21 protein-coding genes and 2 pseudogenes are annotated in these 25,240 nt (G+C 72.1%); 9 read left to right on the top strand and 14 right to left on the bottom strand.

Annotation, left to right across the window (positions count from 1 at the left end):
* Nucleotides 1–62: 62 nt before the first annotated feature.
* Entirely contained in the window at nucleotides 63–2,048 is a 1,986-nt protein-coding gene (locus tag AB0C66_RS22560; RefSeq protein ID WP_362441311.1) for a carboxyl transferase domain-containing protein, read from the bottom strand.
* An 83-nt stretch (nucleotides 2,049–2,131) separates the two neighbouring features.
* Here AB0C66_RS22560 and AB0C66_RS22555 point away from each other — a divergent pair, with 83 nt between their 5' ends.
* The 4 genes from AB0C66_RS22555 (at nucleotide 2,132) to AB0C66_RS22540 (ending at nucleotide 6,380) form a co-directional block, all read left to right on the top strand.
* Nucleotides 2,132–2,512: a metalloregulator ArsR/SmtB family transcription factor gene (locus tag AB0C66_RS22555; RefSeq protein ID WP_362441309.1), complete on the top strand. Its 381-nt coding sequence runs from the start codon at nucleotides 2,132–2,134 to the stop codon at nucleotides 2,510–2,512.
* Complete coding sequence (locus AB0C66_RS22550) at nucleotides 2,512–2,781, top strand: hypothetical protein (RefSeq protein WP_362441306.1); 270 nt, start codon at nucleotides 2,512–2,514, stop codon at nucleotides 2,779–2,781. Before AB0C66_RS22555 ends, AB0C66_RS22550 begins: the two co-directional genes overlap by 1 nt.
* Nucleotides 2,782–2,920: 139 nt before the next feature.
* Nucleotides 2,921–5,167: an MMPL family transporter gene (locus AB0C66_RS22545; RefSeq protein ID WP_362441304.1), complete on the top strand. Its 2,247-nt coding sequence runs from the start codon at nucleotides 2,921–2,923 to the stop codon at nucleotides 5,165–5,167.
* A 184-nt stretch (nucleotides 5,168–5,351) separates the two neighbouring features.
* Nucleotides 5,352–6,380 (top strand): lytic polysaccharide monooxygenase, encoded by a 1,029-nt coding sequence (locus tag AB0C66_RS22540; RefSeq protein ID WP_362441301.1) that lies wholly within the window; start codon nucleotides 5,352–5,354, stop codon nucleotides 6,378–6,380.
* Between the two features lie 120 nt (nucleotides 6,381–6,500).
* On the opposite strand, the gene AB0C66_RS22535 is transcribed toward AB0C66_RS22540, so the two are convergent.
* Nucleotides 6,501–6,992 (bottom strand): MarR family transcriptional regulator, encoded by a 492-nt coding sequence (locus tag AB0C66_RS22535; RefSeq protein WP_362441298.1) that lies wholly within the window; start codon nucleotides 6,990–6,992, stop codon nucleotides 6,501–6,503.
* Between the two features lie 114 nt (nucleotides 6,993–7,106).
* Here AB0C66_RS22535 and AB0C66_RS22530 point away from each other — a divergent pair, with 114 nt between their 5' ends.
* Nucleotides 7,107–7,523: an organic hydroperoxide resistance protein gene (locus AB0C66_RS22530; protein WP_362441294.1), complete on the top strand. Its 417-nt coding sequence runs from the start codon at nucleotides 7,107–7,109 to the stop codon at nucleotides 7,521–7,523.
* A 21-nt stretch (nucleotides 7,524–7,544) separates the two neighbouring features.
* On the opposite strand, the gene AB0C66_RS22525 is transcribed toward AB0C66_RS22530, so the two are convergent.
* Nucleotides 7,545–7,979 carry a winged helix DNA-binding protein gene (locus tag AB0C66_RS22525; protein ID WP_362441291.1) on the bottom strand — a complete coding sequence of 145 codons (435 nt, stop codon included), beginning with the start codon at nucleotides 7,977–7,979 and terminating at the stop codon, nucleotides 7,545–7,547.
* A 68-nt stretch (nucleotides 7,980–8,047) separates the two neighbouring features.
* On the opposite strand from AB0C66_RS22525, the gene AB0C66_RS22520 reads away from it, so the two are divergent.
* Nucleotides 8,048–8,521, top strand: a complete 474-nt coding sequence (locus AB0C66_RS22520) for a MarR family winged helix-turn-helix transcriptional regulator (RefSeq protein WP_362441288.1) — start codon at nucleotides 8,048–8,050, stop codon at nucleotides 8,519–8,521.
* A gap of 33 nt (nucleotides 8,522–8,554) precedes the next feature.
* Here the strand turns inward: AB0C66_RS22520 and AB0C66_RS22515 are convergent, their stop codons facing one another.
* From AB0C66_RS22515 to dnaE, 3 genes are all read right to left on the bottom strand, one after another.
* Nucleotides 8,555–9,361: an alpha/beta fold hydrolase gene (locus AB0C66_RS22515; protein WP_362441285.1), complete on the bottom strand. Its 807-nt coding sequence runs from the start codon at nucleotides 9,359–9,361 to the stop codon at nucleotides 8,555–8,557.
* Nucleotides 9,362–9,610: 249 nt separating this feature from the next.
* Entirely contained in the window at nucleotides 9,611–10,705 is a 1,095-nt protein-coding gene (locus AB0C66_RS22510) for a helix-hairpin-helix domain-containing protein (RefSeq protein WP_362441282.1), read from the bottom strand.
* Complete coding sequence (gene dnaE, locus AB0C66_RS22505; protein WP_362441279.1) at nucleotides 10,702–14,220, bottom strand: DNA polymerase III subunit alpha; 3,519 nt, start codon at nucleotides 14,218–14,220, stop codon at nucleotides 10,702–10,704. The genes AB0C66_RS22510 and dnaE overlap by 4 nt, the downstream gene beginning before the upstream one ends.
* A gap of 190 nt (nucleotides 14,221–14,410) precedes the next feature.
* On the opposite strand from dnaE, the gene AB0C66_RS22500 reads away from it, so the two are divergent.
* Together AB0C66_RS22500 and AB0C66_RS22495 are read left to right on the top strand one after the other, a co-directional pair.
* Nucleotides 14,411–14,896, top strand: coding sequence for a PPOX class F420-dependent oxidoreductase (locus tag AB0C66_RS22500; protein WP_362441276.1), 486 nt, complete (start codon nucleotides 14,411–14,413; stop codon nucleotides 14,894–14,896).
* A 429-nt stretch (nucleotides 14,897–15,325) separates the two neighbouring features.
* Nucleotides 15,326–15,769, top strand: a complete 444-nt coding sequence (locus AB0C66_RS22495; protein ID WP_362441273.1) for a subtilase-type protease inhibitor — start codon at nucleotides 15,326–15,328, stop codon at nucleotides 15,767–15,769.
* A gap of 190 nt (nucleotides 15,770–15,959) precedes the next feature.
* Here AB0C66_RS22495 and AB0C66_RS22490 read toward each other — a convergent pair whose 3' ends face one another.
* From AB0C66_RS22490 to AB0C66_RS22460, 7 genes and pseudogenes are all read right to left on the bottom strand, one after another.
* Nucleotides 15,960–17,036, bottom strand: coding sequence for a S1 family peptidase (locus AB0C66_RS22490; protein WP_362441270.1), 1,077 nt, complete (start codon nucleotides 17,034–17,036; stop codon nucleotides 15,960–15,962).
* Between the two features lie 293 nt (nucleotides 17,037–17,329).
* Nucleotides 17,330–18,280, bottom strand: coding sequence for a slipin family protein (locus tag AB0C66_RS22485; protein WP_362441267.1), 951 nt, complete (start codon nucleotides 18,278–18,280; stop codon nucleotides 17,330–17,332).
* Between the two features lie 210 nt (nucleotides 18,281–18,490).
* Nucleotides 18,491–19,396, bottom strand: a complete 906-nt coding sequence (locus tag AB0C66_RS22480; RefSeq protein WP_362441264.1) for a S1 family peptidase — start codon at nucleotides 19,394–19,396, stop codon at nucleotides 18,491–18,493.
* A gap of 349 nt (nucleotides 19,397–19,745) precedes the next feature.
* A pseudogene (locus AB0C66_RS22475) lies at nucleotides 19,746–20,021 on the bottom strand (F420-dependent methylene-tetrahydromethanopterin reductase); the annotation flags it as partial.
* 18 nt (nucleotides 20,022–20,039) lie between these two features.
* Nucleotides 20,040–21,080, bottom strand: a complete 1,041-nt coding sequence (locus AB0C66_RS22470; RefSeq protein ID WP_362441261.1) for an LLM class flavin-dependent oxidoreductase — start codon at nucleotides 21,078–21,080, stop codon at nucleotides 20,040–20,042.
* A 181-nt stretch (nucleotides 21,081–21,261) separates the two neighbouring features.
* Nucleotides 21,262–21,441, bottom strand: a pseudogene (locus AB0C66_RS22465) (adenylate cyclase); the annotation flags it as partial.
* 510 nt (nucleotides 21,442–21,951) lie between these two features.
* Nucleotides 21,952–23,226: a DUF5685 family protein gene (locus AB0C66_RS22460; RefSeq protein WP_362441259.1), complete on the bottom strand. Its 1,275-nt coding sequence runs from the start codon at nucleotides 23,224–23,226 to the stop codon at nucleotides 21,952–21,954.
* 232 nt (nucleotides 23,227–23,458) lie between these two features.
* On the opposite strand from AB0C66_RS22460, the gene sepF reads away from it, so the two are divergent.
* A complete protein-coding gene (sepF, locus tag AB0C66_RS22455; RefSeq protein WP_362441256.1) occupies nucleotides 23,459–23,893 on the top strand; it encodes a cell division protein SepF in 435 nt (144 codons plus the stop codon).
* Between the two features lie 99 nt (nucleotides 23,894–23,992).
* On the opposite strand, the gene AB0C66_RS22450 is transcribed toward sepF, so the two are convergent.
* Entirely contained in the window at nucleotides 23,993–25,180 is a 1,188-nt protein-coding gene (locus tag AB0C66_RS22450; protein WP_362441253.1) for an acyl-CoA dehydrogenase family protein, read from the bottom strand.
* Nucleotides 25,181–25,240 lie beyond the last annotated feature (60 nt).

Below are 25,240 nucleotides of genomic sequence, written 5' to 3'. Positions count from 1 at the left end.
TTAGGCATGCCTAAGACCGCTAATTCGGTGGCCCCGTCCGCCCGTTTGGCCCTGATTCGCCGTCAACCCGACGCCCCGATGCGGCGGTGCCGGGCCCGCCGCGCGGCCAGCCGCTCACCCTGGTCCCGCGCGCGGAGGGTGGCGAGCTCGGCTCCGAGGATACGGCCGAGCCGGTCGAGGAAGATCTCCGGGCGGCCCTCCTCCGCGTCGGACTCGTCCACGATCCGGTCGACGATGCCCTGGGCGAACAGATCGGCGGAGCGCACGCCTTGGCGCCCGGCGACCTCGTACGCCCGCTCGGTGGTGCGGTGGAGGATCGCGGCGGCGCCCTCGGGCGGCAGCGGCGAAAGCCAGGCGTGCCGCGCCGCCACGACCCGGTCGGCGGGCAGCAGCGCGAGCGCGGCGCCCCCGGCGCCCTGGCCGAGCAGCAGACACAGGGTGGGCGCGGGCAGGGTCACCATGTCGGCGAGGCAGCGGGCGATCTCCCCCGCCAGCCCGCCCTCCTCGGCGGCGCGGCTGAGCGCGGCGCCCGCGGTGTCGATGACGGTGAGCAGCGGAAGCCCCAGCTCGGCGGCGATCCGCATGCCGCGCCGGGCGGTGCGCAGCCCGGCGGGGCCGAGCGGCTGCCCCCGCCCCGGCCCGTCGCCGGTCTCGCCCTCGCGCGCGCTGCGCCGGTTGTGCCCGAGCACCACACAGGGGGTCCCGCCGACGCGCGCGAGCGCGAGCAGCAGCCCGGGATCGTGCTCACCGGCCCCGGTCCCGCTGAGCGGGGTCACATCCTCGGCGGCGACGCGCAACAGATCCCGCACCCCGGGCCGATCGGGCCGCCGGGAGGCCCGAATCGACTCCTCGGCGGAAGGCACAGCGCCCACACCCCCGACCCCAGAGCCCACCCCCGCGGCGGGCCCGAGTACGGGTGGGCCCGTCGGGGGTGGGCCATCCCCCGCGGGATCCGTGGAGCGAGAGGGCGAGGCGTCGTCGGACGGTGGCGGCGCGGCGCGCCCCGCCGCCTCATCGGAGCCGGAATCGGACGCCGCACCAGGCACAGCGCGCCCCACGCCACTCTCGGAGCCAGGTGCGGGCGCTGCCCCCTCGGCCATCGGGGGCGCCCCCGATGCGGGCAGCGAGGAGGCGGAAGCCACACCCCGCACCGGCGCACCGGCCCCGGGCACGGCCGGGCCCGCGCCACCGGCGGGGCCGGGCGCGGGCTGGGCCGCTGGATCCGGCCCGTCCGTCGCATTCGCCGCGGGGCGGGAGGGCGGGCCATGGCCCTCACCGTCGGCGGACGGTGACGGCGCGGGGTCTCCGCACAGGACGCGGAGGACCTGCGCCGCCACCCCCGCCAGACGGCTCGCGGGGAGCACGGCGTCGATCAGGCCGTGGTGCATCAGATGGTCGGCGACCTGTACGCCGGGCGGGAACTCCTCGCCGTAGAGCGCCTCATGCACCCGTGGGCCCATGAAGCCGATGAGCGCGCCCGGCTCGGCCGCGGTGACATGCCCCAGGGAGCCCCAGGACGCGAGGACGCCACCCGTCGTGGGATGGCGCAGATGCACGAGATAGGGCAGGCCCGCGGCCTTGTGGTCGGTTATCGCCGCCGCCACCTTCACCATCTGGAGGAAGGCGACGGTGCCCTCCTGCATCCGGGTCCCACCGGACGCGGGGGCCGCGAGCAGCGGGAGCCGTTCCGCGGTGGCCCGCTCCACCGCCCTGACCAGGCGCTCCCCGGCGGCGACCCCTATCGAACCGGCCAGGAACCGGAACTCGCATGCGACGAACGCCACCCGCCGCCCCTCGATCCGCCCCTCCCCCGTGATCACGGACTCGTCGAGTCCGGTGCGCTCACGGGCCCGCTCCAGATCGGCGCGGTAGTCGGGGTCCTCGGTGGTGATCTCGACCGGTTCGTCCCATGACCGCCGGGTGCCCGGGTCGAGGACGGCCTCGATCAGCTCCACGGCGGACTTGCGGGACGACGGCGTGGACGAGGAGGCGGACCGCATCGGTCCGGATCCAGCCGCGTCGTTCGTACGAGAGTTCGTTCCGGTCATGTCTGTCACCATTCCACGCACCCGGCCCTCCGCAATCATTCTCGGCATGTGCTAACTTTTTTTGGCATGTGCAGGGTTTCACTATGACCGTCTCCGAACCGACCGGCGATGAGCTGGTGCGCATCCTCGCCACGCTCGCCAATCCCCACCGGCTCCGGGTCATCGCGGCATTGGCGCGTGAGCGCATGTATGTGAGCGAACTGGCCCGCGCGCTGGGGATCAGCCGGGCGCTCCTCCAGGTCCATCTGCGGAAGCTGGAGGCCGCCGGGCTGGTGACGGCACGGCTCGAGGTGTCGGAGGACGGCAAGGCCATGAAGTTCTACGAGGTCAGCCGGTTCACGATCGAGCTGACGCCGGAGGCCGTCGAAGCCGCGGAGCGGACGCTGACGGTTCCGGGGAACGACGCGCGCCAGGAGGCCGTGCGGCACGAGACGACGCGCCACGAGACGAAAGGAAACACGTGATGGACGGACACGATCTCGCGGAGGTCGTCGGGGCCTTCGGCCTCTTCGCGCTGGTCACCACCGTACTCACCACGATCATCTGGCAGTTCGCCGCCACCCGGCGCGCGAAGGTCCAGGTCGTACGGGAGCTGGAGTACCGCAAGATCGCGGAGGAGGCCGTCGCGGCACAGCAGGGCGCCGAGCTCCGGCTCAAGGAGATCAGCGAGCGCCTCGCCGCGGTACAGGGGCGGATGGACTCACTGGAGCGCATTCTCCAGACCGTCGAATAACCGCAGCCGGAGGCCCCGGCACAGGCCCTGGGCCGTCGAGCGGCAACTCGACGGCCCAGGTGGACGAAGCAGCAGCACCAGCTCGCCCGAGGGCGAGTTCTCACAGGAACGCTCCTTCCGCAAGAAAGGACAGCAGCTCATGCTGCGCAAAAGCAAGTCGCACCCCGCGCTCGTGGAACGGATCGCGGGGTGGTCGACCAGGCATCGCACGCTCGCGATCGTGGGCTGGTTCGCGCTGGTGGTGGTGGCCGTGCTCACCAGCGCGGTGATACCGGGCGAGACCAGGAGCAGCACCGGACCGGGTGAGTCGGGCCGCGCCGATGTGGTGCTGGACGACCAGCGGGAATACCCGCCCGCCCAGGAGAACGTACTGATCCAGGCCATGAAGTCCGGCGGCACCCCCCGGTTCACCGACGACCCCGCACTGCGCCGGGCCGCCGAGGACCTGGTCCGGACCCTGCGCCGTGCACCGGCCGCGGCCGCGGTGACCGCCGTCCGCGCCCCGCTGGTGTCGGAGGACGGCCGGTCCGGTCTGGTCACCTTCCAGGTGGCGGGGCCCGACGAGAAGTCGGCGGAGCACTACGAGACCGCGGTCGACGCTTTGGCCTCGGTACGCGAGCGCCATCCCGGCGTACGGCTGGCGCAGGCGGGCGACACAAGCCTGTCGCGGGCGGTCGACGAGGGCATCAAAGGGGACTTCCAGCGGGCGGAGTTCTTCTCGCTGCCGCTCACGGTCGCCATTCTGCTGGTGGTGTTCGGCTCGCTGATCGCGGCCGCGATTCCCCTGCTGCTGGCGGCCACCACGGTCATCGGCACCTTCGGCGTGCTCCAGGTGGTGGCGCACTGGGTGCCGGTCAACAGCGCCACCTCCTCCATGGTGTTGCTGATCGGCGTGGCCGTGGGTATCGACTACTCGCTCTTCTCCCTGCGCCGGGTGCGTGAGGAACGCGCCGCCGGACATGACCTGCCGGAGGCGCTGCGGATCACGGCGCGGACCTCGGGCCGGGTGGTCGTGGTCTCCGGGCTGACCGTGATGGCCTGTATGAGCGGGCTGCTCCTCACCGGCCTGGACAACTTCAAGGGGCTGACGGCGGGCGCGGTGCTGGTGGTCGGGGTGGCGGTGCTCGGCTCGGTGACCGTACTGCCCGCGCTGCTGGCCGCGTTGGGGAGCCGGGTGGACCGGGCGCGGCTGCCCTGGCTGGGCCGTCGCAGGATCGCGGCGGAGCCGTCCCGCACCTGGTCGGCGGTGGCCCGCGCGGTGGTGCGCCGCCCGCTGCTGTGGGGCGGTTCGGCGGCGCTGGCGCTGTTGGTGCTGGCGCTGCCCGCGTCCGGGATGCACCTCCAGGACGCGGCGGTGACCGACAGTCTGCCCCGGAGCGTCCCGGCGGTGGACGCGGCGATCCGGATGCAGCGGGCGTTCCCCGGCACCCCGGCCCCGGCACAGGTGGTGATCTGGGGAACGCGGGACAGCCGCGCCCTGGACCGTCCTGAGGTGCGGAAGGCGGTGGCGAGCCTGGACGAACGGGCCGCGGCCGACGGGGGAACGCCGGGCGCACCGATCACGGTGACCCGGGCGGACCGGGCCCTGGTGGTCCGGGTGCCGCTGGCCAGCTTCGGCACCGACGACACCGCGAACAGGGCGCTGGAGACGCTGCGGAAGCGGACGCTCCCGGCCGCCCTCGGCAGGCTGGAGGGGATCGACTACGCGGTGACGGGCAAGACGGCGTTCGCCCATGACTTCACCCGGCAGGTCTCCGACCGCACCCCCGCCGTCTTCGCCTTCGTGCTCGTCCTCGCTTTCGTCCTGCTCGCGGTCGCCTTCCGTTCGCTGGCCGTCCCCCTGGTGTCGATCGTGCTCAACCTGCTGTCGATCGGGGCCAGTTACGGGGTGCTGGCCTGGGTGTTCCAGGACGGGCACCTGGGCTCCGTACTGGGCTTCAGCCCGTACGGCGGGGTCATCGGCTGGCTGCCGCTGTTCATGTTCGTCATCCTCTTCGGACTCAGCATGGACTACCACATCTTCGTGCTCAGCCGGATCCGCGAACGGTGGCTGGACGGCGCGGACGCCCGTGAGGCGATCGTCGGGGGTGTGGCGTCCGGGGCGGGGGTGGTCACCAGCGCGGCGGTCATCATGACGGCGGCCTTCAGCGTCTTCGTCGTGCTGTCCGCGATCGAGTACAAGATGATGGGCGTCGGTCTGGCGGTGGCCGTCCTCATCGACGCCACCGTGGTGCGCGGGGTGCTGCTGCCCGCCGCCATCGCGCTGCTGGGACGGCGGAGTTGGACCCTGCCGCGCCGGCCGCGGTGGCTTCCGGGCGGCCGGGGCGACCGCTCCCCCGCCGGTCCGACGGATGCGCCGCGTCCGGGCCGGGTGCCCATGGGCTGACGTCAGGACGTCGCTCAAGGCGGTTGCCGCTCACGGGCCCGTATCGCGTTTCCGGTCCGTGACGGGCGTCATCCTCAGCTCAGTCTGAGCTGCTCCTTAACGCCGTCATAAGCGCGGCGAATCGTCTGATGGACCTGGCTAGCGTGCTGCGCGTCGCCCCCCATCAGCGAAGGAGTTCCCCACCATGACCGCTCGCCGCGAGGCCGCACGGATAGCCGCGCTCGGTGTTGTGCCGCTCGCCCTCACCACGCTGAGCGCGGCCCCGGCCGTCGCGCACGGTTCGATGCAGAACCCGGTCAGCCGGGTGTCGGCCTGTTTCGCCGAGGGGCCGGAGAGCCCGGACTCGGCGGCCTGCAAGGCGGCGGTGGCGGCCGGGGGCACCCAGCCGCTGTACGACTGGAACGAGGTCAACATCCCCGACGCCGCCGGGCGCCACAAGCAGATCATCCCGGACGGAAAGCTGTGCAGCGCGGGCCGCGAGAAGTACAAGGGGCTGGACCTGCCGCGCGCCGACTGGCCCGCCTCGGCGATGAAGGCCGGGAGCCACACCTTCACCTACCGGGCCACCGCCCCGCACAAGGGCAGTTTCGAGCTGTACATCACCAAGGACGGCTACCGGCCGACCAAGCGGCTGGCCTGGTCCGATCTGGAGGCGAAACCGTTCGCGAAGGTCACCGACCCGACGCTGCGGAACGGGAGTTACGTCTTCAAGGGCACCGTGCCGAAGAAGTCCGGCCGCCATCTGATCTACAGCGTCTGGCAGCGTTCGGACAGCCCGGAGGCGTTCTACACCTGCTCGGACGTGACCTTCGGCGGCGCGGCCGGGGCCCCGAAGAAGACGTCGGCCCCGAAGGCGTCGGCCCCGGAAGCGTCCGCACCGAAGCCGTCCGCACCGGATGACGCGCAGATCGCCGCGGGCGCCGGGAAGTCGACCGTCGATCACCACGGGCACGGGGGTGACGAGCCGAAGGCGGCGGATGCCCACAAGGGCGCGAAGGCCGAGGTGAAGAGCGCCGAGGTGAACTCCGCCGCCAAGGCCCCGGCCGCGACCGGCGGCAAAGCCGGAGGCAAGGGTCAACACCTCGCCCAGACCGGTGGCGACGGCAACACCACCACCCTCGCCATCGGCGGTGCCGCGGTCCTCGCGGCCGGGGCGGCGGTGCTGTTCACCGCGAACGGCCGGCGCAGGACGGCACGGCGCGGCCGCGGCTGACAGGGGCGGTAGGCGCCGGGACACGGAGCCGGTTCCGGGGGTGGTTTGACCGTGCCCCTCGGGACCGGCTCCTCCCCGTCGGCGCCCGACCACACGTCATACCCGGCGCCCATACGGCGCTCAGGCGCCCTCGTCCGCTGCCGCCTCCCCGTCCTCGTCGTCGGCCAACGCCGCGTCGAGCGCGGCCGTCAGCCGCTGGAGCCGCGACCGCAGGTCCACCATCTCCTCCGTGTCGAGACCGCTGGCCTCGCCCACCCTCAGCGGGATGTCCTGGGCCTTCTCGCGCAGCGCCTCGCCCTCCGCCGTCAGCCGCACGGTCACCGAGCGCTCGTCATGGGCGCTGCGCTCGCGCTGGACGAGACCGGCCGTCTGCATCCGCTTGAGCAGCGGGGAGAGAGTGCCGGAGTCCAGCCGCAGATACTCCCCCAGCTTCTTGACCGGCATCTCCCCGTGCTCCCACAGCACCAGCATCGCCAGGTACTGGGGGTAGGTCAGCTCCGTCTCGCGCAGCACCCGGCGGTAGACGCCGCCGAAGGCGCGGGAGGCGGCGTGCAGGGTGAAGCAGAGCTGGAGATCGAGCCGGAGGAGATCGGGGCGGGACTGGTGCAACATGCCTCCAGCGTACCCTTTAGTTGTGCACAACTGAATTGTGTGCTGTACTTCGTGTCGAACGGAGACGGGCGCAGCGAGCGCCCGCTCCGCACGGACTCGAAAGGGATGGTCTCCATGGATGCGCTCTACACCGCGGTCGCCACGGCCAACGGACGCGACGGCCGGGCCGTGAGCTCCGACGGCCAGATCGACCTGGCGCTGGCCATGCCGCCCGCGCTCGGCGGCAGCGGTCAGGGCACCAACCCCGAGCAGCTGTTCGCCGCGGGCTACGCCGCCTGCTTCGCCAGCGCGCTCGGTCTCGTCGGCCGTCAGGCCAAGATCGACACCAAGGACATCTCGGTGACCGCCGAGGTCGGCATCGGCAAGGACGAGGCCGACGGCGGCTTCGGGCTCAAGGTGACACTGCGCGTGGAGCTGCCCGCGGACCTGGAGGGCGACAAGGGCCGCGGCCTGGTCGAGCAGGCCCACCAGGTGTGCCCGTACTCGAAGGCGACCAGGGGCAATGTCGAGGTCGAGCTGATCGCCGAGTAACGAGCGAGCGGCACCGGGCGGCTATGCGGCGGGGGAAGCGGATTCGAGGTTCGCGGCCATACGGCTCAGCACCCGTACGGTCTCGAGGTACTGCCCGGCCGTCACCCCGTCCATCAGCCGCCGCCGGGTGTCATGGACCCGCCCCGCCACCTCGGCCCGCCCCTCGGCACCGAGCGGGGTGAGCACCCACCCTCCGCCCCCGCCTTCCGCACCCTCCGCCATGACCCAGCCCCGCTCGCGGAGCGAGGCGAGGACCTCGTCGAGGGTGATCGCGCCCTCGCCCCAGAACGGGAGCAGGGCGGCGGAGAGCTCATCGGTCCGGCACGGGCCCGCGGTGAGCGAGTTCATCACCTGCCAGTGGCGCCTGGTCAGCCCGCTCCCCGCGAGGACGCGCGAGAAATCCGCGTCGATCAGCGCGTCCAGGCGCTTGAGCCAGTATCCGATCGGCTTGTCCATACGCCGCCGCCTCCCCGTAATGCATGTAAAATAGCAACTAGATGTCAATGATTATGCATTGGGGAGCGATGGACAACAACAGCGCACGGCATATCGACGACATCGAGCGGGCGATGGTCGCCATCCGGCGGAGTCAGAGCAGAAGGTCCCTCGCGCACCTCGCCGGCGAGCGCGGCACGGGCCGGGCCGGGGGCGCGGCCTTCGACGTCCTCGACGCCGTCGAGGCGGCGGAGCAGAGCGGAATCCCCGCGACCGTCTCGGGTATCGCCGCCGCCCTGGCCGTCGATCAGCCCCGGGCGAGCAAGCTCGTCGCCGGGGCGGTGGACGCCGGGCTGGTGCGGCGGGAGGCGGACCAGACCGACGGGCGGCGCGCCCTGCTCGTCAGAACCGAGGCAGGGCGCGCGCTGACCGAGGAGGTCCGCCGCTTCCGGCGCTCCGTGTTCGCGGAGGCGACGGAGGAGTGGCCGGAGGCGGACCGGGCGACGTTCGCACGACTGCTGACCGGCTTCGTGGACGCCCTCGGGAGGCGTACCAACCGCTAGCGGTGTGAGCCGTCACCCGCTTTCTGTCAAGGGTCAGTCGTCCGACGCACAGGTCGTCGGGGTGGCGTGTTCCGGATCGAGGGCGTTGACGGCCTCGTGGAAGGCGAGGTGGTCGGTCAGCCCGATGGTGAGGTGCTCGGACAGATGAGAGGGGCAGAGGTCCTGGAGCACCACGTTCTTGACGTTGGGCCCGGACAGGAACTGCGACTGGTAGGGAGTGACGACCTCGTCGTACTTGGTCGCGATGACGGTGTAGCGCACCCCGGGGACGGTGTCGCCGCCCTCGTTGAGCCGGTTGAGCAGGTCCGAGCCGACGACCTGGTCCATCAGCCCCGGTGCGGCCTTGGCGATCAGATCACCGGCGCCCGGGAAGTGGTCGAGCAGCCTGGTCAGTCCGGACAGGGTGGTGCCGTGGTTGCTGGGGGCCAGGCCGACCAGGGCGTTCACCTTCGGTGCCCCGCCGAGGAACTTGAGGTAGTAGCGGGGCATCATGCCGCCCTGCGAATGTCCCACCATGTCGACCTTGTTGGCGCCGGTGGCGGCGAGCACCCGGTCGACATAGCCGGACAGCTGCCCGGCCGACTTGTCGACCCGGTTGAGGCCGTGGAAGAAGGGCACGAGCGGCAACTGCCCGTAGTCGAGGGAGAAGACGCAGTACCCGCGTTTGACCAGGTAGGGGGCGAAGCCGAGCCAGTTGTCGACAGAGTTGCCCAGGGTGCCGTGCACCAGCACCACGGGGCGGGGATGTTGAGCCGATGGCTTGCAGGAGTAGTTGTTCCAACCGCTGCTGACCGAGCCGGAGCTCGCCGCTTCGGCCGCGGTGGGTACCGCGGTCGCCACAACCGTCAGGACCAGGGCGGGCAGTAACCTGCGCGACCTGTGGACCTTCCGGGACGTGCGGGACCTGCGGAAACCAGGGATATGCCTCCAGGGCAGCATCACATGAACTCCTCACCGTGGGGGAGAGAGGGTTGCATTGACGGCGCGCCCTGCGATCCGGATCACAAGTAGTGGTGCGCTGAGACGAAATTACGCGTGAGTAGGAAATGCTTCCAGCCATTGGTTGGTGAGGAAACGTTCACGTACTTTTCACGCGACGTCCAGGAATCCGGCGGGCCTTACCGCGGACGGGCCGAAGCGGGCACGCGCCCGGTCGGCAGCCGCCTCCAGCCGTCGGGACTTCTCGTCGGCGGGGTCGAACGTCAGCTGGTGCGCGGCGAGTCCGGCGTCCGTCACCCCCTCGACCCGCAGCGATACGGCCCGTACCCGGGCCCGTTGCAGCCCGAGCGCGTCATGCAGCGCGTACGCGGCGGCGGTCAGTACCGGGGTGTGCGCGGTCGGCTCGGCCAGGGTGCGGGAGCGGGTGGTCGTGGAGCGGTCGGCGTACCGGACCGTGAGTACGAGCACGGCCGCCACCTGTCCGCTCGTCCGCAGCCGGACGCCGAGCCCGTCGGCGAGCGTGAGCAGCGCCCGGCGCCGCCGGGCGGGGTCCAACTCATCGTGGCGGAAGCGGAGTTCCGCGCCCATGGCGCGGGCGGGGGCGTTCGGGGTGACGGGCGCCGGGTCGACACCGCGGGCCCAGGCGTGCACCTTGCGCGCGGCCGACGCGCCGAGGATCCGCTGAAGGGTGCCCAGCGGCGCGTCGGCGATCCGCGCGGCGCTGTCGAGCCCGTACGAACACAGGGTGCGCGCGGTGGCCGGACCCACACCGGGCAGGGCGGTGGGCGGCTTGCGGGCGAGGAACGCGGCGACGGCGCCGGGGTCGTCGGGCACGGTGCGCACGGTGCCGGGCGTGTCCGGCGCCGCGTCCTGGGCGGCCATCCGGGCGAGCATGGGGTTGGCGGCGACGCCGACGGTGCAGTCGACGCCGTACCGGGCCAGCGCCCGGACCCGCACGATCTCCGCGAGCCCGGCGGCGTCCCGTCCGAAGTACCGCAGCGCGCCCCGCACATCGGCGAACGCCGCATCGGGCGGCAGCGCCTCGACGACGGGCGTCAGCTCACCGAGCAACGCCAGCAGCCCCTGGTAGACGTCCTCCCCCGGCGCCCCGCGCCCGGCGCCCTCCTGGAACCGCACATACAGCACATGCGGCTCCCCGCCACCGGAACGGGCCGCCGCCGCACCGGACCGCGTCGCCGGACCGGCGGTGTCGGCGCGGGGCTCATCGGCCCGGTCGGGGGTCATCCCGCGCTCCCCGGGCTGGCGTGCCACAGTTTGCGGCCGGTGGCGGACTGGTCGCCCGCGGGCCGGAGGTCGGCCCACGGGTGCATGGCGTAGCCGGTGGACATCTGGATGCGGCGGCCGGAGTCGGCCCCGGCCGGTTCGCGCGTACCGTCGTCGGGGCCCGCCGCGAGTTCGGCGGCGACCGCCTCCAGACCGCCCTCACGGCGGAGCCGGGCCAGTTCGGCGAGGTTCCAGACGGCCGAGCCGACGACGCTGAGGCTGCGCGGGCCACGCCGTTGGACCACCCCGCGTACCAGCAGCAGCCATGAGTGGAAGACGGTGTGCGCGCACGCGGCGTGGCTGTCGTCGAAGAACGCGCAGTCGACCAGGCCGGTGCCGTCGTCGAGGGTGGTGAAGATGACCCGGCGGCCCGAGCGGATCGGCGGGGTCTGGGTGGCGGCCTTGGCCCCGGCGACGAGTACGGTCTCGCCGTGCCGGGCGTCCCGCAGCCGCTTCGCGGAGAGCGCGCCCAGTTCCTCCAGGAAGTCCCGGTGGTCGCCCATCAGATGGCGGGAGACGTCCATACCGAGGACGCCGAGCTCGGCACCGAGGCGTTCGTCCGCGTCGAGGTCGGGGAGCCCGGCGGGGGCGGCGGGCCCGGCCTCGGTCAGCGGGAGCTGGCCCGCGCCGTCGTGCCGGGCGGCGCCCCGCTGCTGCCGGTGCAGTTCGGCGATCTGCAACAGCAGGTCGCGGCGGCTCGGACCGAACGCGTCCAACCCGCCGACCTGGGCCAGCCGTTCGGCCACCGGCCGCCCGGGGTGGGCCCGCAGCCACAGGTCCTGGAGCGAGGAGTACGGCTGTCCGGCCGCGATCCGCCCGGTCTCCGCCTCGCTGATGCCGTGGACGTCGGAGAGGGCCAGCCGGACCCCGAGCCCCGGACCGTCACCGGACATCAGTTCGATCCGATAGGTGGCCCCCGAGCGGTTCACATCGAGCGGGAGGATCGGCACCCCGCGCCGCCGCGCGTCCGCAAGCAGCAGCCGCTTCGGGTACATCCCGGGGTCGTGGGTGAGCAGCCCGGCGTAGAAGGCGGCCGGGTGGTGCGCCTTGAGCCAGGCGGACTGGTAGGTCGGCACCGCGAAGGCGACGGCGTGCGCCTTGCAGAAGCCGTACGAGCCGAACGCCTCGACGATCTCCCAGGTGCGCGCCAGCACCTCCGCCGGATAGCCCCGCTTCGAAGCCTCCGCCCGGAACCAGGCCCGTACCCGCCCCTGCCGTTCGGGGTTGGACAGCGCGCGCCGCGCCTCGTCGGCGAGGTCCCGTTCACAACCGGTCATGATCGAAAGGATCTTGATGATCTGTTCATGGAAGACCACCACGCCATAGGTCTCGCGCAGCGCCTCCTCCAGATCCGGATGCGGATAGCGCGGCGGCTTGCGGCCGTGCCGGGCGTCGATGAAGGGACGCACCATATCGGCGGCGACCGGACCGGGCCGGAAGAGCGAGATATCGACCACGAGGTCGTGGAAGGAGGTGGGCTGGAGCCGTCCGAGGAGGTCGCGCTGGCCGGGGGACTCGATCTGGAAGCAGCCGAGCGTCTCGGTGGAGCGGATCAGATCGTAGGTGGCCGGATCGCCGGGCCGGACCTGGGCGGGGTCGTCGAGGTCCACCGTCCGCCCGGTGACCCGCCCGATCTCGGCCACCGCGTGCGCCATCGCGGACTGCATCCGCACACCCAGGACATCGAGTTTGAGCAGTCCCAGCTCCTCGACGTCATCCTTGTCGAACTGGGACATCGGGAAGCCCTCACCGCTGGTCGGCACGATGGGCGTACGGGCCAGCAGCCCGGCGTCCGAGAGCAGCACCCCACAGGGGTGCATGGCGAGACCGCGGGGCAGCGCGTCCAGCGCCTCGACCAGCTCCCAGAACTTGCCGAAACGTTCCTGCTCGGCGGTCGCCTCGCGTAGCGCCCGTAGCTCGGGCAGTTCGGCCAGGGCCGCGCGGGCGTCACGGGCGCGGATATGCGGGAAGGACTTGGCGAGCCGGTCCACCTCGTCCGGATCCATACCGAGCGCCGCGCCCACGTCCCGTACCGCATGGCGCACCCGGTAGGTCTCGGGCATCGCGACGGTCGCGACCCGCTCCGCCCCGAAGCGGTCGAAGATGGCGCGGTAGACGTCGAGGCGGCGCGCGGACTCCACATCGATGTCGATATCGGGCAGCGCGGCCCGCCGCACCGAGAGGAACCGCTCCATCAGCAGCCCGTTGGCGACCGGATCGGCATGGGCGATACCGAGCAGATGGTTGACGAACGAGCCCGCCCCGGAGCCGCGGGCGGCGACCCGGACCCCGAGCGCGCGGGTGTCGTCGACGACCTGGGCGACGGTGAGGAAGTACGAGGCGAAGCCGAGCCGTTCGATGGTGCGCAGCTCGTCCTCCAGGCGCTCCCAGCGCAGCCGGTCACGGTCGTGGCCGCGCAGCACCATGGCGGCGGCGCAGCGCGACCGCAGCACCCGCTCGGCGCCGCGCCGTCCGGCGCCGACCAGCCGCGGTTCGGGGAAGTGGACACTGCCGAGGCCGAGGTGGTCCTCGGGGTCGACCAGGCATTCGGCGGCGGTGCGCCGGGTCTCCTCCAGCAGCCGGTGCGCGGCGTCCCGCCGCATGCCCGCGGCCTCCGCGATCCGTTCGGCGGCCGCCGCCATCTCCCGCGGGCCCTTGAGCCAGCGCTCCCCGCTGTCGAGCGAATCGGGGCGGTGCGGATCGATCGGAACCAGCCGCCGGGCCGCGTCCAGGACATCGGCGACCGGCCCCTCCCCCGGGTCGGCGTAGCGCACGGCGTTGCTGAGCACGGCCCGTACGCCCTGCTCGGCGGCGAAACCGACGGTACGGGCGGCCAGCCGCAGCGAGCCGGGGCCGGTGCCGGTGCGGCCGTGCCATACGGCCTCCAGCCGCAGGGCGTCGTCCCCGAAGAGCTCGCGCCAGGGGGCGATCAGCCGGGCGGCCCGGTCGGGGCGTCCGGCGGCCAGGGCCCGGCCGACGTCGGAGTCCGGGCCGAGCAGCACGGTCAGCGCACAGAGCGCTCCGCCACCGCCGACGACCAGGTCGCGCCGGTGCAGCAGGGGCGGTCCGTCCCCGTGGGCACGGGCGGAGCCGGGGTGGTCGAGCTCGGCGTGGGCGGCGGAGACCAGTCCGCACAGCGCGGCCCATCCGGCGGCGCCGTCCCGGGCGAGGAAGACCACACGGGGCGTGGATTCATCGATGAACGCCCCGCCGCGCACCGGGGTGCGGCGGCGGACCGTGCGCCCCGGCTCCGGGCGTTCCGCCTGGACGGCCAGGTTCACCCCGAAGAGCGGGCGCACCCCCGCGGCCTCGGCGGCGCGGGCGAACCGCACCGCTCCGGCGAGGCTGTCGCGATCGGTCAGCGCGATCGCGTCCATACCGCGCTCGGCGGCGCGCTCCGCCAGCCGCTCCGGATGCGCGGCCCCGTACCGCATGGAGAATCCGGACGCGGTGTGCAGATGCGTGAAGCCTGGCATCCGCACCTCCCGCTGCTCACACCCCCTGACCGACCCTGTTCGTCCCACGCCCCACCATAACCCCATTCTCGAACAAGCGTGCGAGTCGCTATGAGGGGCCTTCCATATACACCATAGGCACGCAAAACGCCCCGACATTCCGCGTGTCGCACCACGGGGACCGGCCGCCCGCGACCTACGCTCGATCCTTATGACCGAGCGACCCGGGGATTCCGCCACACCCTCCCAGGACGCCCTGTTCGGGCTGTTGCGGGAGCAGCGCACCGGCGCGCTGGTCACCCTCAAGCGCGATGGGCGGCCCCAGCTGTCGAATGTCGCCTTCGCCTACGACCCGGCCGCCCGGCTGATCCGCGTCTCGGTCACCGACGACCGCGCCAAGACCCGCAATCTGCGCCGCGATCCGCGCGCCAGCTTCTATGTCACCAGCGAGGACCGCTCCTCCTATCTGGTGGCCGAGGGCGATGCCGAGCTGACGCCGGTGACGGCCGACCCCCATGACGCCACCGCCGACGAGCTGGTCGAGATCTACCGCGCCGTCCAGGGCGAGCATCCGGACTGGGAGGAGTTCCGTGCCGCGATGGTCGCCGACCGGCGGCTGGTGGTGCGGCTGCGGGCCGGGCGGGCCTACGGCTGGGGGCGCCGGAGCGGCCCCCTGAGCCGGGATCTGGACAGCTGACCCCGCGCTGTACACCACCGCTCCGGCCTCCGAGGGCCGTTCGAGCCCCCGCCCGCCGGTCGCCTTGCGCTGGCAGGATCTCGCCCACGCTCCCCGCGCGCGCCCATGCCCCCGGCAGATGACGAACGGATCATCACCAGCTGTCCCATATTTCCCGCCTGGGCCCATACGAGCGCTCTGAACACGTAGTTCAGGAACCGGCGGACACTCCGGACACCTCCGCGCCGGCGCACACCCGCCGGTTCGCCCGCCCCTCCGCGCACCCGCTCGCCACGCGGCGTTCCGCGGAGTGACACCCCCCGCACGCGACAATAAGCCACCGAATGACTACGTATAGCGACCGGAAGTGTTCGATCGACATGCGTTCCCGACGCGCACGGCGTAGAACTCCGTCCGGTATCTGAAACCACGAGCAAGGGAGCGTTCGAAATGCGGAAGACCACAGGGGCGATCGGTCTGGGGGCCGCCGTGGCTCTGAGTGCCGCGCTGGGGATCGGTGCGAGCGGTACGGCGAACGCCGCGCCCGCCCAGCCCGACAGCCTGTACCCGGCCTCTGCGATGGTCCTCACCGTCGGCTATGGCGCGGACGCGGCCACGGCCGACGTTCAGCGGGCGGTGACGCTCAGCTGTCAGCCCAAGGCCTCCGGTACCCACCCGGCGGCCGCCAAGGCATGCGCCGAACTGCGCACCGTCGACGGTGCGTTCAACTCGCTGACGCTGTCGGCGGAGCCGGGCCGGATCTGCACCAAGGAATGGCGGCCGGTGACCGTCACCGCCACCGGGGTCTGGGACGGCCGCCGGGTCTCGTACGAGCACACCTTCGCGAACAACTGCCAGCGGGACGCCGTCACCACTCAGGTCTTCGGGTTCTGAGCGGCGCACGACCGAGCAGCGCGGCCCCGTACGACGCACCACCGCACCACGCACCACTGAACGCGGCACCACCGAACACCGCACCATGAACACCGCACCATGAACGCGGCTCGAGCGGCCGCGGACACAAGGGGAGGCCCCCCGGACACCGTCCACGGGTGTCCGGGGGGCCTCTGCTTTGGGTACGGGGTCAGCCGATGGAGGCGCCGTACGCGTCCAGCGCCTCCGGCACCGGCTGGAAGAAGGTCTCGCCGCCGCCGGAGCAGTCACCACTGCCGCCGGAGGTCAGGCCCAGCGCGGTGTCGTCCGCGAAGAGCGCGCCGCCGCTGTCGCCCGGCTCGGCGCAGACGGTGGTCTGGATGAGCCCCTCGACCGTGCCCTCCTGGTAGTTGACGGTCGCGTTGAGGCCGGTGACCTCGCCGTCGTGCACCTGGGTGGTGCTGCCGCTGCGCTGCACCTTCTGGCCGACCGTGGCGTCGCCCGCCTTGGCGATGGCCTGGGTGCTGCCGTTGTAGAGGTCCACCGCGCTCGGGTGCTCGACGTCCTTGGTGTACTTGACCAGGCCGTAGTCATTGCCCGGGAAGGAGCTTCCCTCGTTGGCCCCGATCTCCTCACCGCCCTGCGAGTCCGACCAGCTCTTGATCGCCTCGGTGCAGTGCCCGGCGGTCAGGAAGTACGGCTGACCGTCCTTGACCACGTTGAAGCCGAGCGAGCAGCGCCCGCCGTCGCCCCAGATGGCGTCGCCACCGGCGATGAAGGTCGAGAACGTACCCTTCGACCGCTTGACCTCGACCTTGTCGCCGAGACCGTCGGTGACCTTCGTCAGCTTCGCCAGTGTGCCGCCCTTGACGGTGCGGTCGGCGGTGACGACGACCTTGTTGGATCTGGGGTCCACCGACCACGAGGTGCCGGGAAGAGTGGCCTTGTCCTTGAGGGTGGTCCGCGCCGAGTTCAGCTGGGCCAGGGTGTACTTGACCACCTTGGCCTCGGCCCCGGCCGCGCGGACCTTGTCCGCGGCGGCGTCGTTCACCACGTTGACCACGAGCTTCTTGGCCTTGGTGTCGTAGTAGGTGCCCGCGGAGTCATCGCCCAGCGAGGAGAGAAGGCTGTGCGCCAGCTTGCCCGCGGACTTCACCGACAGGGGGTCCGGCTGCTGGTCGCCGGGGGCGGCGTTGGCGCTTTGCAGGGTGAGTCCCGCGGCGACCAGAGCCGCTATGCCGGCTCCGGCGATGGCGACACGACGCTTGGGTATGCGGCGGTGCTTCAACTCAGAACCTCCAGTGGGGGGTTGGGCCCGTTCGGCAGTGGGGTGCCGGACCCGGAGGGCGGGTAGCGGGGCGCGTCTGGTTGAACACGGCGCGTCCATGCCAAGTTCGCCGTCGAGTATTGCCAGGGTTTCCGGGGCCACACAAGGGCGCGTTCACCACACGACTGTGAAATTTACGAGGCGATCCCGTGCCGGAATCGACACGACGAAGCCCGCGCACCGACGAAGGGTGCGCGGGCAGGACACTATCTCAGCGGATGTCGATCACCGGCCGGGGGGCATGGCCTCCGAGGTCAGCGCTCCACACCGCGCCGCGGTTCCGGCTCGTGTTCGGTGAGGGTGGGCACCGGCCGCGCGGACCGGTCCTCCGTCACCGTGTCGGGAGCACCGGGAGCACCGGCAGGGGCGGCGGGGGCGGCTTCCCGCCCGGCGGCACCCTCCGGCTTCCGCTCCGCACGCCCCGCCTCCAGCGGCTGCTGCCCCTGGTCCTGTCCCCGCTCCAGGAACCGCAGCAGCTCCACCGGGATGGGCAGCACCAGCGTGGAGTTCTTCTCCGCCGACACCGCCATCACGGTCTGGAGCAGCCGCAGCTGGAGCGCGGCGGGGGTCTCGGACATCTGGGCGGCGGCCTCGGCGAGCTTCTTGGACGCCTGGAGCTCCGCGTCCGCGTTGATGACCCGGGCGCGGCGCTCCCGGTCGGCCTCCGCCTGGCGGGCCATCGACCGCTTCATGGTCTCCGGCAGCGAGACGTCCTTGATCTCGACGCGGTCGATATGGACGCCCCAGCCCACCGCCGGGCTGTCGATCATGAGCTCAAGGCCCTGGTTGAGCTTCTCCCGGTTGGAGAGCAGATCGTCCAGATCGCTTTTGCCGATGATCGAGCGCAAGGAGGTCTGGGCCATCTGCGAGACGGCGAAGCGGTAGTCCTCCACCGCGACGATCGCCTCGGAGGGGTCCACGACCTGGAAGTAGACGACCGCGTCGACGCGGACCGTCACATTGTCGCGGGTGATGCCCTCCTGCGCGGGCACGGGCATCGTCACGATCTGCATGTTCACCTTTTGGAGCCGGTCCACGACCGGGGCGATCATGGTGAACCCCGGCCCCCGGACTTCCGGCCTCAGCCTCCCGAGCCGGAAGACCACCCCCCGCTCGTACTGCTTGACCACCCGGGCCGCCGCCAGGGCGCAGACCGCGCCCAGACAGGCCAGTACCACGATCACTGTCACCAGCGCATCGATCATCACGGCCACCTGCCGTCCGTATCACGATCAATGCCCCATCCGGGGTATTGATGTCCACGATAGTCCGGCTCGACGACAGGGGGGAGCCCCCGCCCGACTCCTTGGGGCGGGGGCTCCTTCGCCGTACGCCGACGACCGGTGAGGGCGGCCGCGGGCATGCCGATGACGGCGAGGGTGAACGATGCGGTGAAGGCCGGACGCCGGGGGCGGTCAGTAGACGCTGACCCCGTAGGCGTTCAGCGCTTCGACGACCGGCTGGAAGAAGGTGGTCCCGCCGCTGGAGCAGTTACCGCTGCCGCCGGAGGTGAGGCCGAGGGCGGTGGACCCGGCATAGAGGGGGCCGCCGCTGTCGCCGGGCTCGGCGCAGACGGTGGTCTGGATCATGCCGTAGACGATGTCGCCGTTGCCGTAGTTGACGGTGGCGTTCAGCGCGGTGACCCGGCCGCTGTGGATACCGGTGGTGCTGCCGCGGCGGGTGACCGTCTGGCCGACGGTGGGATTGGCGGCGCGGGTGATGTCCTGGCTGCCGACGGTGCCGGAGGGGCTGACCGAGCCGCTGTACCGGACCAGACCGTAGTCATTGGTCGGGAAGCTGGATCCGGCCGTGGGGCCGATGGTGGTGGTGTGCCCGGAGTTGGACCACCAGGTGCCCGCGCCGTCGGTGCAGTGACCCGCGGTGACGAAGTAGTTGGCTCCGCTGCTGTTGCGGACGTTGAAGCCGAGGGAGCAGCGCCAGCTGGTGGCGTAGATGGCGTCACCGCCGGAGATCAACTTGTTGATCTTGCCCGGGGTGCGCTTGATCTCGATCGCGTCGGCGCTCGCACCGGCGCCGTCCTTGATCTTGGCGATCTCGTTCGCGGAGACGGTGCTGTCGGCGGTGACCACAAGGCCGTTGGTCGCCTTGTCGACGTACCAGGCGGTGCCGGCGACATCGGCCTCGAGGACGGCGTCGCTCGCCGCCTTGGCCTCCGACGCGCTGAAGGCGGTGGCTTTGTCGCTGCCGGCGTAGGCGGCGGGGGCGGCGAGTGCCGTTCCGGCCAGCAGCGCGGAGGTGGCGGCGATCAGGGCTATACGTCTCGCCTGGGTGCCGTGGGGGGCAGTGCGCTCGATCCTCAACTCTTCCTCCGAGGGAATCGGGGGTCCGCTTGGGTGGGCAGGCCCGTGAGGCGCAGTCAGCGATCATGTCGGCGGGAATTTCCGACGTGTTCCTGACAAGCGCTTCCCGCAGTATTCGGGCCGTCACCCTCAGCGCGCAAGAGACAATTCGGAACAGTCAGCGGAACGCCCGGCACCTGGCCCCGGCGGCTTCCGGCCGCCGGGGCGGTGCGCCCATCCCCTGGGTGTTCATGAGGACGCCGCTACGGACGCTCAGGTTCCGTCGACCCGGCCGAAGCCTCTCGGGCGTCCGTCCGGTCCGCCGCGAAGGCCCTTGGCGAACCGTTCGGTCCGCCCCTCCCGGATGACGAAGTCCCAGGTGATCGCGGAGGGTGCGGCCGGTGTACGCGGTACGGAACACCCCGCGCTCCTGGCGCGGCGGGACCGCCCGGTCCCCGAAGTCGTCGGGTCCGCCGGGGGTCGGATGCGGGACCAGGATGAAGCCGTCGGCCGTCTCGCCCCGTACGAATGCGGCCATCTCGGCGGCGGCCGCCTCCGGAGCGCCGATGGACGACTGCCGTCCGGTCACCTCGATGACGGTCCGCCGGATAGACAGCCCTTTCCCCTCCGACAGCGCCCGCCACTTGGGGCCCGCTCGTGTCGTTCACCGCGCCGCCTCCCTCGCCAGGGCGTAGCGGTTGGCGGGGCGCGGCCGCCCCAGATGCTCATGGAGCGTCGTACCGGGGTAGAAGGTGCGGAACAGTCCGCGGTGCTGGAGCAGCGCCACGGTGCCGTTGACGAACCGTTCGAGATCGCCCGGCGGTCCGGCGGGGGTGATGTGGAAGCCGTCCACGGCTCCCGCGGTATGCCATCCGGCGATCAGCTCCGCGAGGCCGACCGGTCCCCCGCGGTACAGCGGCGGCCCGCCGTCCACGGCGGTCAACGGGCCGCCGTGGACGGCGAGTCCGGCCGCGTACTCGCCGTCCGCCAGGTCCACGGTGACGGCGGCGAGCACGGTGAGCGCGTTCCGCCCCCGGCCCGACTCCTCGGCGCGGCGCCGCAGTTCATCGCGTATGCGGCCCGCCGCGTCCGGGGTGGTGGCCCGGATGAACGCCACATCGGCGTGGCGCGCGACGGTATGCCAGGTGACGGGGTCGGTGGCGTCGACGGCCACCACCGGATGGCCCTGCGGGGACCGGGGCACGAGGGACGGGCCGCGCACCCGGACGTGGCCGCCCTCGAAGTCGACGTCGTGCGGCTTGTCGCGGTCGACGAAGAGACCACCGGCGAGGTCGCGGATCTCCGGGTCGTCCTCCCGGCCGCCCCACAGCCGGGCGCCCCCCTCGGCCACCTCCGCCGCCTCGGCCTCGGCCGTCGACACCGAGACCGTCCAGCCCGCCCGGCCGCGGCTCATCCAGTCCAGGGTGGCCACGGCACAGGGGAGGTGGAACGGCTCGGTGTGGGTGGTGGTGACGGTCGGCACCAGACCGATCCGTCCGGTGTCCGGTGCGACGCGGGCGAGGACGGTGAGCGCGTCGGGCCGGCCCTGCTCCTCCCCCGAGGGGCCGAACGAGTCGTCCAGGGTGATGAAGTCGAGCATGCCGCTCTCGGCGAGCCGCGCGAGCTCGACGTAATACGGCGCCGTGTACTGCCCGGTGCCGTCGATGGCGGCGGCCAGATGCAGAGTGCCGGGGGATGGGGCCATGGTCAGGGCCTTCCTCGGTCGGGGTGGTCGGAGGTCGATGACGCGGGGGGCCCTTCGGCGTCCTTCGGCCCTTCGGCGTCCTTCGGTGAAGCGGTGAAGCGGTGAAGGCGGGACGGCGGGGCCGTGCGCCCGGGCGGTGACGCGGGGCGCTACGGGTCGGTTCGCGCGGACAGCGCGGCAGCGCCCGCGCGGTCGCGTCGTTCCGGCGGAAGGCGGGCGCGTGGGTGCGCGGCCGGGCGAAGGCGCCGGAGGCGCGGGCGCCGGTGTGCGGGCCGAGGGCGAAGCGGCGCGGATGCGGGCGTCCGTCCCGGTCCAGGATCCGGCCGTCGCCGGGGCTGACGGCGAGCGGTCCGGCCGGGGTGGCGGGTCGCGCCGGCGCGGTGCGGAGTGCCGTCGCGGTGCGGGGTTCGGGGCGGTCGGGACGGGAGGTCCGGGATCGCGGACATACGTGAAGACTCCGTGAGTTCTGAAGTGAACTCACGCATGGGCCTCACACCCGGCCGCGCCCCTCAGCACGGCCTGGCGCCGAGATTAGGGCGTCCCTACGGCGGGTTGTCAAGGCTGTCCGTACTGTGAGCAGCGCGTCTCATCACAGTTGACGCACCGCCGGAAGGCTGCTGCACTTGGGCCCATGCGTTCACGGCGGCGACTGGTCACCCGCGACCACATCGACTTCGGTCGGGTGTGGTCGTCGTCCTGTTCGGGCTGACCGCCCGCCTCCGCTGCCGTTCGGGAGGCTTCGCCCGCCCATCGCGCTCCGGTGTCCGATGTGGCCCCGTATGCCCGCGTTCTCACGCGTCCTCACACCCGCGCTTCGGCACACCCGTTGCAGCACAACCGCTTCGGCGCTCCCCTCGCGCTCGGCCGTCCCTCAACAGCCGCAGTCACACCCGCAGTCGCAACCGTCGCAGCAACCACAGTCGCAGTTGCAGCAGTCACAGCAATCGCAGCAGTCGGAACAGTCATCGCACTTGTGGCACAGCCCCTCGCGCGGCTGCCCCGTCCACGGGTCGTAGTACGGGTCCTTGCAGCACACCTGACAGGTGCAGAAGAGTCCGGCCCACACCGCGCACCCGGCTATCAGCCCGCGGCGGCGGCCCCGGTTCGGCGGCTCGGGCGGCGCGCCACCGGGTCCGTGCGGGTTGTTGATCCACGGCGACTGCGGCGGCGCCCCATGGGACCCGTGCACCCCCTGGGACCCCTGCGCCCCCTCGGGGCCGAGCATCTCGAGCTCCGGCGCACCGGATCCGAGGGGCGCGCCATCGGTGGTATGCGTACAGCCGGTGGTGCCGAAGGCGCGGTCCACCGCGCGCGGCAGTTCATGCGCCAGCAGCAGATGCGCCAGCTTGCCCGAGCCCTTGCTCGCGAACCGGGTGTCCCGGAGGGCGAGCCGTACGCCGTGCACCGCGTCGTCGCAGAGCCTGCGGACGTCGGCGAGGTCGGCGCCGGTGGCGGCGATCGGGTTCCAGGCGCCGGTCTCGGCGTCCTCGGTCAGGTCCTCCACCGCGTCCAGCAGATGGGCCAGCCGTCCGAAGAGCCGTCCGGCCTCCTCGAGCGGGGCCCGGTTCTCCGGCCGCCCCGCCAGGATCGCGGTGTGGCCGAAGGCGGCGGCGGTCGCGGTCTCGGTCGGCTCGGTGACGGTCAGCAGTGAGGTACCTGCCCCGGCGCCGCCCTCGATCCCGGCCTGCCGGCCGACCGCGTCGAGCAGTACGGCGGTGTCGAAACCGATCTCGGCGCCGCTGCGCGCACCCGCCCGGTCCCACCGGGCGGCGACCCGGCGGGCGGCCGCGGCGACCGGCCGCCGGGCCAACGCCCCGTCGCCGTCCTCCACATGGTCACGCATCTTGGCCGAGGCCAGTACGAGCGAGACGGTCGCGGCGAGCCGGGCGCCCTCGCCCTGGGCGACGGAGGCGGTACGCATCCCGCGCAGCGGGCACGGCCCGGCGGTGCGCCGCCGGTCGTCGGTGCGTCCGGCCTGGGCCTCGACCAGAACCGAGATCACCAGACCGTCGTAATTGGTGGCAATACGGGCGAACTGCCCGTGGTCACCCCTCAATGCGAGGCACAACCCGCACAGATGCGCCATCCACTCGGTCCGCAGGTTTTCCGACAGCCGATGGCGGCAAGGCCGGATAATGCCAAACACGAAGATCCCCGTTCACCCGTACGTCCCTGACGTCACCCGTCCGGCCCGGCGGAGTCTACCCAGCACTCCGTCAGCCCCCTTAAGCAGGTGGAACTCTGATATGGCGCCAGCCGTTGTGCACCAGTAACGTCACGAATCCCCTGTGCGGCCGCAATCCACGTGGCACACCATCCGCATCATGGACGACCATAGAGGGGCGGACAGTACACACCGTTAGCGAAAGGAGGCGTCCATGGGATCGGTACGCAAGGCGAGTGCCTGGCTTGGCCTCGTCGACGACAGCGATGACGAGCGCTACTACGACGACGACTACGCCGAGGGGCCCGAGCCCGGCGACTCCTGGGTGACCGACCCGCGCGTGCGGGTGGCCGACCAGGCCGCGCAGGACCAGGGCACCCGTATCGCCACGGTCACCCCGGACGGCTTCCGGGACGCCCGGGGCATCGGTGAGCTGTTCCGGGAGGGCGTCCCGGTCATCGTCAATCTGACGACGATGGAGTCCGCCGACGCCAAGCGGGTCGTCGACTTCGCGGCGGGGCTGACGTTCGGGCTGCGCGGTTCCATCGAGCGCGTCGCCAACCGGGTCTTCCTCCTCACCCCCGCCGACTACCAGATCGTCAGCGGTGAGGCCCAGCGCTCGATCGGCGGCTTCTTCAACCAGAGCTGAGCCCCTCGCGCGGGGCTCGGCCCCTGCCGCCGGTAAGGCGCCTCTGCCGCCGGTAAGGCGTCTGCCGCCTCTGCCGCCGGTGAGGCGCCCCCGGCCGCCTCACCGGAAGGCGTCGAGGCCGGTGAGCGCCTTGCCGAGCACCAGTTGGTGCATTTCGACGGTGCCCTCGTAGGTGAGCACCGACTCCAGGTTCGTGGCATGCCGCATCACGGGGTACTCCAGCGAGATCCCGTTGGCGCCCAGGATGGTCCGGGCCGTACGGCAGATCTCGATCGCCTCCCGTACGTTGTTCAGCTTGCCGAAGCTGACCTGCTCGGGGCGGAGCCGCCCGGCGTCCATCCGCCGTCCCAGATGGTGGGCCAGCAGCACACCCTTGTGCAGCTCCAGCGCCATATCGGCCAGCTTGGCCTGGGTGAGCTGGAACCCTCCGATGGGGCGGCCGAACTGCTCACGGGTGCGGGAGTATTCCAGCGCCGCGGCGAACGACGCCCGGGCCGCGCCCATCGCGCCCCACACGATGCCGTAGCGGGCATGGCTGAGACAGCTCAGCGGTCCGCGCAGCCCGGTGGCCCCGGGCAGCACCGCGTCGGCGGGCAGCCGCACTTCGTCCAGCACCAGTTCGCTGGTGACCGAGGCACGCAGCGACCACTTGTGCTTGATCTCGGGGGCCGAGAAGCCCGGGGTGCCGGTGGGCACGGCGAAGCCGCGGATGCCATCGTCGGTACGGGCCCAGACCACCGCGACCCCGGCCACCGAACCATTGGTGATCCACATCTTGCGGCCCGTCAGCACCCAGTCGGAGCCGTCCCGTTTGGCGTGGGTGCGCATGGCGGCCGGGTCGGAGCCGATATCGGGCTCGGTGAGCCCGAAGCAGCCGATGATCTCGCCGGCGGCCATCCCCGGCAGCCACCGCTGCTTCTGCTCCTCGGAGCCGAAGCGGTGGATCGCGTACATCGCCAGCGAGCCCTGCACCGAGACCAGGGAGCGGATCCCGGAGTCGGCGGCCTCCAGCTCCAGACAGGCCAGTCCGTACTGGACGGCGCTGGCGCCCGCGCAGCCGTAGCCCGTCAGCGACATCCCGAGCGCGCCGATCGAGCCCAGCTCACGGGCCAGTTCACGGATCCCGGGCAGCTCACCGCGCTCGTACCAGTCGGCGATATGCGGCAGGACGCGGTCGGCGGCCCACTGCCGCACGGTGTCGCGGACCGCAAGATCCTCGGGGTCGAGAAGGTCGTCGATGCCCAGCGGATCGCTCGGGTCGAACGGCGGCAGGGTGCCAGCGGACATGGGAAGCGGCCTCCGGTGCGATACGGCGGGTGCGGCGGGTGCTGCGGATCTCCACCGGTC

The sequence above is a fragment of the Streptomyces sp. NPDC048636 genome (genome assembly GCF_040650655.1).
GTDB lineage: Bacteria > Actinomycetota > Actinomycetes > Streptomycetales > Streptomycetaceae > Streptomyces.
This window is presented reverse-complemented; position numbering and strand designations above follow the sequence as displayed.

Bases quoted from the DNA above. Each gene is read 5' to 3' on its own strand.
- AB0C66_RS22450 (WP_362441253.1), bottom strand. From the start codon at position 25,180: ATGTCCGCTGGCACCCTGCCGCCGTTCGACCCGAGCGATCCGCTGGGC.
- sepF (WP_362441256.1), top strand. From the start codon at position 23,459: ATGGGATCGGTACGCAAGGCGAGTGCCTGGCTTGGCCTCGTCGACGAC.
- AB0C66_RS22495 (WP_362441273.1), top strand. From the start codon at position 15,326: ATGCGGAAGACCACAGGGGCGATCGGTCTGGGGGCCGCCGTGGCTCTG.
- AB0C66_RS22520 (WP_362441288.1), top strand. From the start codon at position 8,048: ATGGACAACAACAGCGCACGGCATATCGACGACATCGAGCGGGCGATG.
- AB0C66_RS22560 (WP_362441311.1), bottom strand. From the start codon at position 2,048: ATGACCGGAACGAACTCTCGTACGAACGACGCGGCTGGATCCGGACCG.
- AB0C66_RS22485 (WP_362441267.1), bottom strand. From the start codon at position 18,280: ATGATCGATGCGCTGGTGACAGTGATCGTGGTACTGGCCTGTCTGGGC.
- AB0C66_RS22510 (WP_362441282.1), bottom strand. From the start codon at position 10,705: ATGACCCCCGACCGGGCCGATGAGCCCCGCGCCGACACCGCCGGTCCG.
- dnaE (WP_362441279.1), bottom strand. From the start codon at position 14,220: ATGCCAGGCTTCACGCATCTGCACACCGCGTCCGGATTCTCCATGCGG.
- AB0C66_RS22550 (WP_362441306.1), top strand. From the start codon at position 2,512: ATGGACGGACACGATCTCGCGGAGGTCGTCGGGGCCTTCGGCCTCTTC.
- AB0C66_RS22545 (WP_362441304.1), top strand. From the start codon at position 2,921: ATGCTGCGCAAAAGCAAGTCGCACCCCGCGCTCGTGGAACGGATCGCG.
- AB0C66_RS22535 (WP_362441298.1), bottom strand. From the start codon at position 6,992: ATGTTGCACCAGTCCCGCCCCGATCTCCTCCGGCTCGATCTCCAGCTC.
- AB0C66_RS22525 (WP_362441291.1), bottom strand. From the start codon at position 7,979: ATGGACAAGCCGATCGGATACTGGCTCAAGCGCCTGGACGCGCTGATC.
- AB0C66_RS22555 (WP_362441309.1), top strand. From the start codon at position 2,132: ATGACCGTCTCCGAACCGACCGGCGATGAGCTGGTGCGCATCCTCGCC.
- AB0C66_RS22500 (WP_362441276.1), top strand. From the start codon at position 14,411: ATGACCGAGCGACCCGGGGATTCCGCCACACCCTCCCAGGACGCCCTG.
- AB0C66_RS22530 (WP_362441294.1), top strand. From the start codon at position 7,107: ATGGATGCGCTCTACACCGCGGTCGCCACGGCCAACGGACGCGACGGC.
- AB0C66_RS22470 (WP_362441261.1), bottom strand. From the start codon at position 21,080: ATGGCCCCATCCCCCGGCACTCTGCATCTGGCCGCCGCCATCGACGGC.
- AB0C66_RS22540 (WP_362441301.1), top strand. From the start codon at position 5,352: ATGACCGCTCGCCGCGAGGCCGCACGGATAGCCGCGCTCGGTGTTGTG.